This is a genomic window from Vibrio crassostreae (assembly GCF_041439375.1).
In the GTDB taxonomy this organism is placed as follows: domain Bacteria; phylum Pseudomonadota; class Gammaproteobacteria; order Enterobacterales; family Vibrionaceae; genus Vibrio; species Vibrio crassostreae_D.
The window spans coordinates 22,266-30,311 of sequence record NZ_JBGONY010000058.1; the positions used below are offsets into that span (position 1 = coordinate 22,266).

Here is an 8,046-nt window from a genome sequence, read left to right on the forward strand (position 1 = left end):
TCCGATATTTGGAGTTGAACACCTGCCAACTCGCTGAATGTCCAAATATCTTATTTGATTGTTTTTAGATGAAATAGACATCAAATTAACTTTAACTGTTGCAGTTTTCGGACATATACTGAGGTCGGTTTAATTCTCTAGGCAATAAAACAATGGATAAACTCGAGGCAATGAATGTCTTTGTCACCATAGTGGAACGTGGCAGTTTAAGCGCTGCGGCAGAGCACCTTGATCTCTCACGAACCAAGGTCACTCGTTATTTGGGTGAGTTAGAAGCATGGATGGACACACGCTTGCTTCACAGAACAACACGAAGCTTGAGTTTAACCAGCGCAGGTAAAGAAACACTTGAGGTCGCCAGAGAACTTTTGGCACTGGAAACATCCCTAGCTGGGATCAGAAACCAAAACCGAGAGCATTTAAAAGGTCAGCTGCGTATTACTGCGAGCTACTCGATTGTCGATAGCTTCTTGATGGAATCAATTAGTCGCTTCATCGCCAAATGGCCAGAGGTTTCTATCGACATTATCTCGACTGATCAGACCGTCAACCTGGTTGAGTCACGCATCGATTTGGCCATTCGCATAACCAACGAACTGACGCCCAATATTGTCGCGAAGCAGATCGGTGAATGCCGCTCCGTGATTTGCGCATCGCCTCAATATCTAAAAGAGAAAGGCACACCCACAGAAGCCCAAGATCTAGCGCACCACAACTGTTTATCGTTCAGTTACTTTGGCAAAACCGCTTGGACGTTCAATGGCCCCAATGGGCTCGAATCGGTTCCGATTAAAGGGAATATCAGTGCAAACACCTCAGAGGTTCTGCTTTCTGCCACACTCAAAGGCAACGGTATCTGTTTACTGCCCTTCCCTTCAGTGGAAACCTTGATGCGTGATGGTCTATTAGTGCCACTGCTTTCTGAATGGCAACCTAAAACGCTCGGTGTTCATGCTATTTATGGAACGCGTAAACAAGTCACACCGCTGTTAAGAGCCTTTATCGACCATTTATCTGACGAGATGGAACAATCGACAAGTTGGTAGAAGTACGATGCCATCACTAAGGAGGAAAACTTGCCATTAGTAAAACTGATGCAGAATTAAAATCATTAATTTTACTTAACTGTCAGTTGCTTCTATCGTGACTGCATACATCATCAATTAGCTTATTCACGCAGGGAAACTGACTATGGCTGCCATTACCGACCTAGACCTTCTACTGAAATCCATGTCACCAGAATTAATCGACGGGAGCTATGTTTTTTGTACTGTAGGCGGGGGATTGGCAGACTATGTTCAGCTCAATCCAATCTCGACTTTTCGTGAGAAAGAAGGTTTAACACTGGTTCTGAAAGAAGAAGTTGCGACCAAAGCTCAGCTAGACTTCGATGGTGTGTTTAGCCTGATTACATTGTCGGTACATTCCAGTCTTGAAGCGGTTGGATTAACAGCAGCCTTTGCCACCAAGCTTGGTTCTTACGGCATTAGCGCCAACGTGATTGCTGGCTTTTATCACGACCATATCTTCGTTCAGAAAGACAAAGCTGAAGCCGCAATGAGTGCGCTTAGAGAATTTTCAGAAGCGGATTAGTAAAGAATTCGATTGTTCACAGACACAAAAAAAGCGACGTAATCTACGTCGCTTTGGCTTATTGCTTAACGTGCACTCACTGATCAGGCATCAGTGAGCGAACCAGTTAAGCAAGCTTAAAAGTCGCCACTTTGTCACTTAAGCCAGCGGCTTGGCTCTTAAGTTCGTTCGACTCAGTTAAGCTGTCCTGTGCGCCCACAACTAAGTGGTCGGTAACATCTTTAATGGTCGTCACGTTCTGGGTAATTTCACCCGTCACATGTGTTTGCTCTTCAGCAGCCGTCGCGATTTGAGTCGCCATATCGCTGATCAAAGCAACTGCAGTATTGATCTCTTCGAGCGCATGCGAAGCTCGATCGGCATCTTCTACTGAATGTATTGCCAACTTAGAACTGCTCTCCATCAGCTCAACCGCTTGCGCCGTTGTACGCTGCAGGATATCAATTGTTGATTTGATCTCTTCCGTTGAAGAGTGGGTACGCTGTGAAAGCACACGTACTTCATCCGCTACCACAGCAAATCCACGACCTTGTTCACCAGCACGAGCCGCTTCAATCGCTGCATTCAAAGCAAGTAAGTTGGTTTGTTCTGCAATGCCTTGAATCGTTGCGAGTACAGTCGAGATCTCTTGAGCATGCTTGTTAAGTTCGCTAATCACACTACCCGCTTCATTAACTTCATTGGCTAGGTTATTGATTGAACCTTTGGTATCCACAACCAGAGCGTGACCACTGTTAGTGCTTGTCGCTGAATCTTGCGCCGCTTTTGCTGTTTGCTCGGCATGCGATGCTATCTCTTGCGTGGCGCTCGCCATTTCAGTTACGGCCGTCGCGACCATAGTGATTTCTTGCTGCTGATGATTAAGCTCATCCACCGAACGGTTCGCACGCTGAGCACTTTGCTCTGACTGGCTGTTTAGCTGTTCTGACTGCCCACGGATATGGCCAATCAACTGCTGTAAGCTTCCAACAAAAGTATTGAAGTTATGAGCCAACTCGCCCACTTCATCTTGGTTTTCAACATGAATGCGTTGAGTTAAATCACCACTACCATTCGCGATTTGCGCCAGTGCTTGAGAAACGTGGTTCAACGGGCGGAATAGAATCGTACACAACAGGTTAAACAGTATGGTACATACGATCACCACAAGTAGCGTCACCAACACTTGACCAATCACTGCATCAAATAGTGGCGCAACCAGAGAGTCATGGTTAACAACGCTCACAGTAATCAGGCTCGTTCCATCAATCGCACGTGCGTACAGAACATAGTCGCTGCCATTCAACTCGATAGAAGTGTCTTTACCGCTAGTCAGCGCCTTTTGTACGTCCGCAAAATCTAACCCAAGTGAGCTGATGTTTTTGTTCAGTAACTTAGTGTCAGGGTGCGTATAAACCGTGCCCTTATTGGTCGCGATGAACATGTAACCTTCACCTGGAAGAATCACCTGCTCTAGACTGTTTAAGATGTCTGTAATTTCTACATCAGCACCCAACACAACCTGTTGCCCATGCAGTTGCATTGCTGTTCCTAATGAAACAACGTTCGCCCCAGTTGCTGCAGCAACCGTTGGGTTATCCATGAACACCTTGCTTGGGTTCGCAACCGCATTGGTGTACCAACCCCATACGCGTGGATCATCATTGCCCGGTGGCAATACCACTCCGTTTGCGTTCTTTTGCGAACCATCAGGAAATGCCAAGAAGACATTATCAAAAGAGGCTGAATCACGAACCTGTTTTAGGTGAGTCACCAAGCTTTCTTGTTTGGATTCTTTCGAAAGAGAAGTAAGCGCACGCTCTTTGGATAAGATCCAATCCGATACATATTGATTGTAAGAAGCCGATGCGCCTTCTAAACGCTGTTCAACTTCTGTATCCAACCTTTGCAATGAAGCACGAAAAGACAATGCCTCGACCAAGATCCCCCCCAGGATAATGGCCATACTGGCTGAAATCGCCAGTTTATTTTTAAGCGAGAGTTTCTTGAACATAGGAAACCTATAATGTGGAAGTAAAAAACCGTGGCGAACAAATTGGTTGCCAAAGAGGTTTGCAAGCGGGATATATTTTACGCTTTAAAATAAATTAAGAAACCGATGAGGAACTGAAATATTGATATATGTGAGTAAGTGCACGCATCGTAACCCATTGATTTAGAGAATGGTAAACTCTAAATTTTGAATTAATGTGCTAAACATGGTCAGCTGATGAGTGTCTCTGTTTGAGAATAATAACGGCACAGATCGCGCCATGCCGTTAGCTCATTAGGAAGGTATTTAAATGAGTTGAACGTCTGAATAGAAACAGGTTGCGAACTAAATAGTCAAAAGTTGATCAACCAAAGTCCAACGTTAACAGCAATCGTGTTTCGTCAGATGAAGTGACTGGTGAACGGTGAACAAGGCCTCTATTCTCATTGCCACTCCAACGCTCCCCTTTTAATAACGCAACATCACCACTGGCCATTTTCTGGATGTCAGATTCTTCGTTGTACAGGCCTGAAACAGAATCAGGCTTTCCGTTAGCCCCTAGCCCTAGCTTAGAACGGTCGACTAAGTCGTTTGGCAACCATTGAGTCGCAACACCATGATAAGTTGTCACCAAGCGGCAAGGCACTTGATCAAAATGGAAACGTGGGCACATCGCTTTATTCAGAACGGCTAAACGCAATCCGACTTCTTCAAGCTCAAACAACAGAACATATCCACCAGCTCTGCCATGTTTTCTAATAGCGCTTTAGAGGCGGTGCCATCGGTAGCAAATTCCAACTTATCGAAAGCATTATCAGGTGACACGCTAACAGACTTACTAAAGTTTGGATTCAAGGCGATAAATTCACTAATTGCCGTCGTTAAGCCTTCATCAAACTGTCGCTGCCATACCGCTATATTAATATCACTTTGGTAGATATCCGCTAATACCGTTGGCTGCTCAGAAGCACTCAAGCTTGGCTTGTGATTTGCCTTATCCTGAATACTCACAGCTGAACTAATGTTGAGTGGCTGGCTGCTATTGGTAGCCAAAGGCTTGGTTAACACGGCATTCATTACGTCGTCTCCTTGATACATGCTCATCGCTTCCCTTTTACCAACAGAATAATTATTCTTGGCAAGAGTGATTTTAGTTATGTTATAACGTAACTAAAAATAAACAAGTCACTTCGTCGATCATGATTCCAGTAATACAGCGACGCTCTTCTTTTCCTGCGGTAATTTTTCGAATGCTGAACTAAGCTTCTCTCAATCACTCTTTCCAAAAAGTCATTTTAAAAACGTACGACTCAAGAACGTAAACCTGTGAATTCATCAATCTGGTGACAACTTATGAAAAAACTAATCTCTACATTCGGCCTCCTATGCACCGCTATCTCCGCTCAATCTTTCGCGGAGTCGGGCTACACATTAGATCCGAAGTTATCGAACATCACATTCGCGACCATTAAAAAGCAGTTTGTTGTCGAGCCCGCATCCATCAAACCTATGTCTGGAGGGCTTACCGAAGAGGGCCAGTTTTCAATAGTATTGGACTTGAAAAGCGTGAGCACCGGAGTCGCTATTCGTGACCAGAGACTGAATGAACTCTACTTTGAATCGATGACTTTTCCTGAAGTGAAGATCTCTGGGAAGGTTGAACCGTCGATGCTATCTGGTGATCCAAAAAGAACAACAGTAGCAGCGGAAGTTACTTTACACGGCGTAACCAAAACGATCGATTTCCCAGTTGTGGTGGTTCCATCCTCAGGGTTTGTCATGGTTAGCTCAGCTTCGACAATCATCGTCAACGGCGCTGATTTTGGGATATCTACAGAGAATCTAAACAAACTTTCAGCGACCGTGGGTGGATTAGCGATTTCCGACCAAATCCCTTTGAGCTTTAACCTACTTTTCGACGAATAATGGGCTTATAACTCTTCCTTTCTGTTCTGCCTCATTTCACATTCATCAATCGTTTAAGAGCGGTGAATGTGAGTGAGAGTACGCGACAACGCAATAAACTGAATTAGGTTTGAATAAACTAAACCAAAATTTCCACTCGATTTCCCCAAGTCGGCCAGATAAACATCCCTCACAAAGTATTAAATTGAGCGTTATATAGGCTCAGAGACGTCGTTGATGTCACATGTCGTTACACAGCATGACGCCTTAAGGCTTTACATCTTGGGCGAGGTAAACAACAATCCCTGAGAATAAATCCATAACATAATGTATTTAGAAATTATGAGTAACACAGAAAACAAAAAATCGAGTCCTCTTTTCGAAGTCGTGTTTAACGTCTTTCTTCCTTCATTCATTTTAATGAAGTTCAGTGGAGATGAGCATCTCGGAACAGGCTTAGCTTTGCTTGTTGCCCTTGCCTTCCCTATTGCTTATGGTGGCATGGAGTTAATCCGCAATAAGAAGTTCAACTTCATCGCTGCGCTCGGCTTTGTAAGCGTGCTATTGACGGGCGGTATTGGTTTCTTTGAGCTAGACACTCGTTGGTTAGCACTAAAAGAAGCATTAATCCCTGGTCTAATTGGTTTGGCGGTTCTTGGCTCAACCTTCACCCGCTACCCGTTTATCCAGAAAGTTATCTTCACACCGGCCCTGTTAAATATCTCTCTTATTGAAGAGCGGTTGAAGCAGTTTGGTAAGCAGGCTCAGTTTGATCGTTGCCTAATGACATCCAACTACCTATTCGCGAGTACTTTCGCATTTTCTTCAGCTATGAACTACTTCCTAGCGACTTGGATTGTGACAAGCCCTGCTGGCACCGCTGCCTTTAATGAAGAACTTGGCAAGCTGACACTTTACAGCTACCCAGCAATCGCTATCCCAAGCATGCTGATGATGTTAGGTATTTTCTACTACATTTGGCGTCAAGTTCGCACGATGACATCACTAGAAACAGAACAAATTTTTATTACTAAATAGTTCTGAATTAACAAATCGCTCTGACTGCACAACAAAGAAGCCCAGCAATTAAGCTGGGCTTCTTTGTTTTTGCAGTTTCGTTTGTCAACGTGATAGATGACAGCCTCAATTTGGATTATGAATCGATCGGGCAACCCTAATGCTCTTTTCTCACGTAAATTTGGGCAACATGTCTATAAACCAATAATAATCAATGAATTGCATTGATTGAACCGACAGATGCTTTTATAGTCAATTCTGTTGGTTACTTTACAAAGCTCTACCCAATCACTGACATTATTTCAGTTGCTGTTGATAAGATCGCATAAGCTAGGTGCTAAAGGTAGACGCCAGCCGTACTCAATAAGGAATATAGATTATGAACAAATCTCAATTAGTTGAACACATCGCGACTTCTGCAGACATCTCAAAAGACCAAGCAGGCACAGCACTAAATGCGCTAGTTGAAGGTATCTCTACTTCGCTTGCTAACGGTGATGACGTATCGATCCTTGGATTTGGTAGCTTTAAAGTTAACTCTCGAGCAGCTCGCACTGGTCGTAACCCGCGAACCGGAGAAGAGATTCAGATTGCTGCATCAAAGACGCCAGCATTTAAAGCGGGCAAGGCACTAAAAGAGACGTGCAACCTGTAACACAGAAAACACAAGGAAGGTTACGATGACGACTAAGGAAAAAGCGAAAACGAGCCGAAGCAAAAAAGCAGGTAAGTCGACTAAAGCGCAAGCCGAAACGCCTAAGACTCGTCAACGCATTGAAGAGCTTCTCGAAGAGCGTAAACTGGCCAAACTGTTAGAGCTTTAGTTTATGTAAGTACTATAGTTTATATAAGAACTAAAGTTTAGGTTTAAGCAAAGTGATAGTTTGTTATCGTTCTAATGCCACTGCATATTTGTAGTGGCATTTTTGATTTAGGAGCAAGCGCCTCCAATAAATAACATTGATACCCATACCCCTTCCCACTAAAGCGACAAACACATCTGCCCAAAATCTGAACGCTAAGTAACTGATTGAGTTACATAGCTATACATATCCATACTTACCCAAATCACCTTTTTCACTATCATCATTTTCTTGTTATTGGTGAGATTATTGGAAGGGTTCATGACACGACTGTGTTCGAGCAATCCTTCTTCTTTGAGGTGATTATGAATGTCGTTCGCATGGGGATTGAAGCAAATACCCATAAAAATAAGGGTAAGTACAAAGCGATAGTTAAGTTTACTATTCGAGCCCTGTTTTATTATTCAGCTACTCGAAAAATGAGTGATAATTTCAACTCTGAAGAGAGAAAGTTATTATTTATCAAACAACCCAACTTCCTTTCTAAATTTGTCACTCCCTACTTATGTACTGGCTTTAGCAATAAAGAAAAGATCGATATCTTATCCAAACACTACGACTGGTTTGAAAACACCTTCGCAACAGAAGCTAGACACCAAATCTACAACGAAAGGCTCAATCTTTTAAAACTTGAGATAGATGAGGCTTTGTTTCCTAAATCAGGGAACTAATGCTTAAAGCTACGATCAGATCATC

At 43.4% G+C, this 8,046-nt stretch carries 7 protein-coding genes and 2 pseudogenes; 7 read left to right on the top strand and 2 right to left on the bottom strand.

The window, feature by feature from the left end; all coding sequences use genetic code 11:
- Positions 1-152: 152 nt before the first annotated feature.
- Both ACED45_RS19445 and ACED45_RS19450 read left to right on the top strand, forming a co-directional pair.
- Positions 153-1,046, top strand: coding sequence for a LysR family transcriptional regulator (locus ACED45_RS19445; RefSeq protein WP_017069834.1), 894 nt, complete (start codon positions 153-155; stop codon positions 1,044-1,046).
- 145 nt (positions 1,047-1,191) lie between these two features.
- A complete protein-coding gene (locus tag ACED45_RS19450) occupies positions 1,192-1,593 on the top strand; it encodes an ACT domain-containing protein (protein WP_102547849.1) in 402 nt (133 codons plus the stop codon).
- A gap of 106 nt (positions 1,594-1,699) precedes the next feature.
- Here ACED45_RS19450 and ACED45_RS19455 read toward each other — a convergent pair whose 3' ends face one another.
- Positions 1,700-3,586 carry a methyl-accepting chemotaxis protein gene (locus ACED45_RS19455; protein ID WP_371714809.1) on the bottom strand — a complete coding sequence of 629 codons (1,887 nt, stop codon included), beginning with the start codon at positions 3,584-3,586 and terminating at the stop codon, positions 1,700-1,702.
- A 343-nt stretch (positions 3,587-3,929) separates the two neighbouring features.
- Positions 3,930-4,642, bottom strand: a pseudogene (locus ACED45_RS19460) (DUF1826 domain-containing protein).
- Between the two features lie 276 nt (positions 4,643-4,918).
- Between ACED45_RS19460 and ACED45_RS19465 the strand changes: the two are divergent.
- The 5 genes and pseudogenes from ACED45_RS19465 to ACED45_RS19485 form a co-directional block, all read left to right on the top strand.
- Positions 4,919-5,491, top strand: a complete 573-nt coding sequence (locus tag ACED45_RS19465) for a YceI family protein (protein ID WP_371714810.1) — start codon at positions 4,919-4,921, stop codon at positions 5,489-5,491.
- Between the two features lie 321 nt (positions 5,492-5,812).
- Positions 5,813-6,508 carry a VC0807 family protein gene (locus tag ACED45_RS19470; protein ID WP_371714811.1) on the top strand — a complete coding sequence of 232 codons (696 nt, stop codon included), beginning with the start codon at positions 5,813-5,815 and terminating at the stop codon, positions 6,506-6,508.
- A 358-nt stretch (positions 6,509-6,866) separates the two neighbouring features.
- Positions 6,867-7,142 (top strand): HU family DNA-binding protein, encoded by a 276-nt coding sequence (locus ACED45_RS19475; RefSeq protein ID WP_017059113.1) that lies wholly within the window; start codon positions 6,867-6,869, stop codon positions 7,140-7,142.
- A 25-nt stretch (positions 7,143-7,167) separates the two neighbouring features.
- Complete coding sequence (locus ACED45_RS19480; protein ID WP_371714812.1) at positions 7,168-7,311, top strand: hypothetical protein; 144 nt, start codon at positions 7,168-7,170, stop codon at positions 7,309-7,311.
- 344 nt (positions 7,312-7,655) lie between these two features.
- Positions 7,656-8,003: pseudogene (locus ACED45_RS19485) on the top strand (DUF535 family protein); the annotation flags it as partial.
- Positions 8,004-8,046: the final 43 nt, after the last annotated feature.

Coding starts and splice junctions, on each gene's coding strand:
- ACED45_RS19455 (WP_371714809.1), bottom strand. CDS start 3,586: ATGTTCAAGAAACTCTCGCTTAAAAATAAACTGGCGATTTCAGCCAGT.
- ACED45_RS19450 (WP_102547849.1), top strand. CDS start 1,192: ATGGCTGCCATTACCGACCTAGACCTTCTACTGAAATCCATGTCACCA.
- ACED45_RS19445 (WP_017069834.1), top strand. CDS start 153: ATGGATAAACTCGAGGCAATGAATGTCTTTGTCACCATAGTGGAACGT.
- ACED45_RS19475 (WP_017059113.1), top strand. CDS start 6,867: ATGAACAAATCTCAATTAGTTGAACACATCGCGACTTCTGCAGACATC.
- ACED45_RS19480 (WP_371714812.1), top strand. CDS start 7,168: ATGACGACTAAGGAAAAAGCGAAAACGAGCCGAAGCAAAAAAGCAGGT.
- ACED45_RS19470 (WP_371714811.1), top strand. CDS start 5,813: ATGAGTAACACAGAAAACAAAAAATCGAGTCCTCTTTTCGAAGTCGTG.
- ACED45_RS19465 (WP_371714810.1), top strand. CDS start 4,919: ATGAAAAAACTAATCTCTACATTCGGCCTCCTATGCACCGCTATCTCC.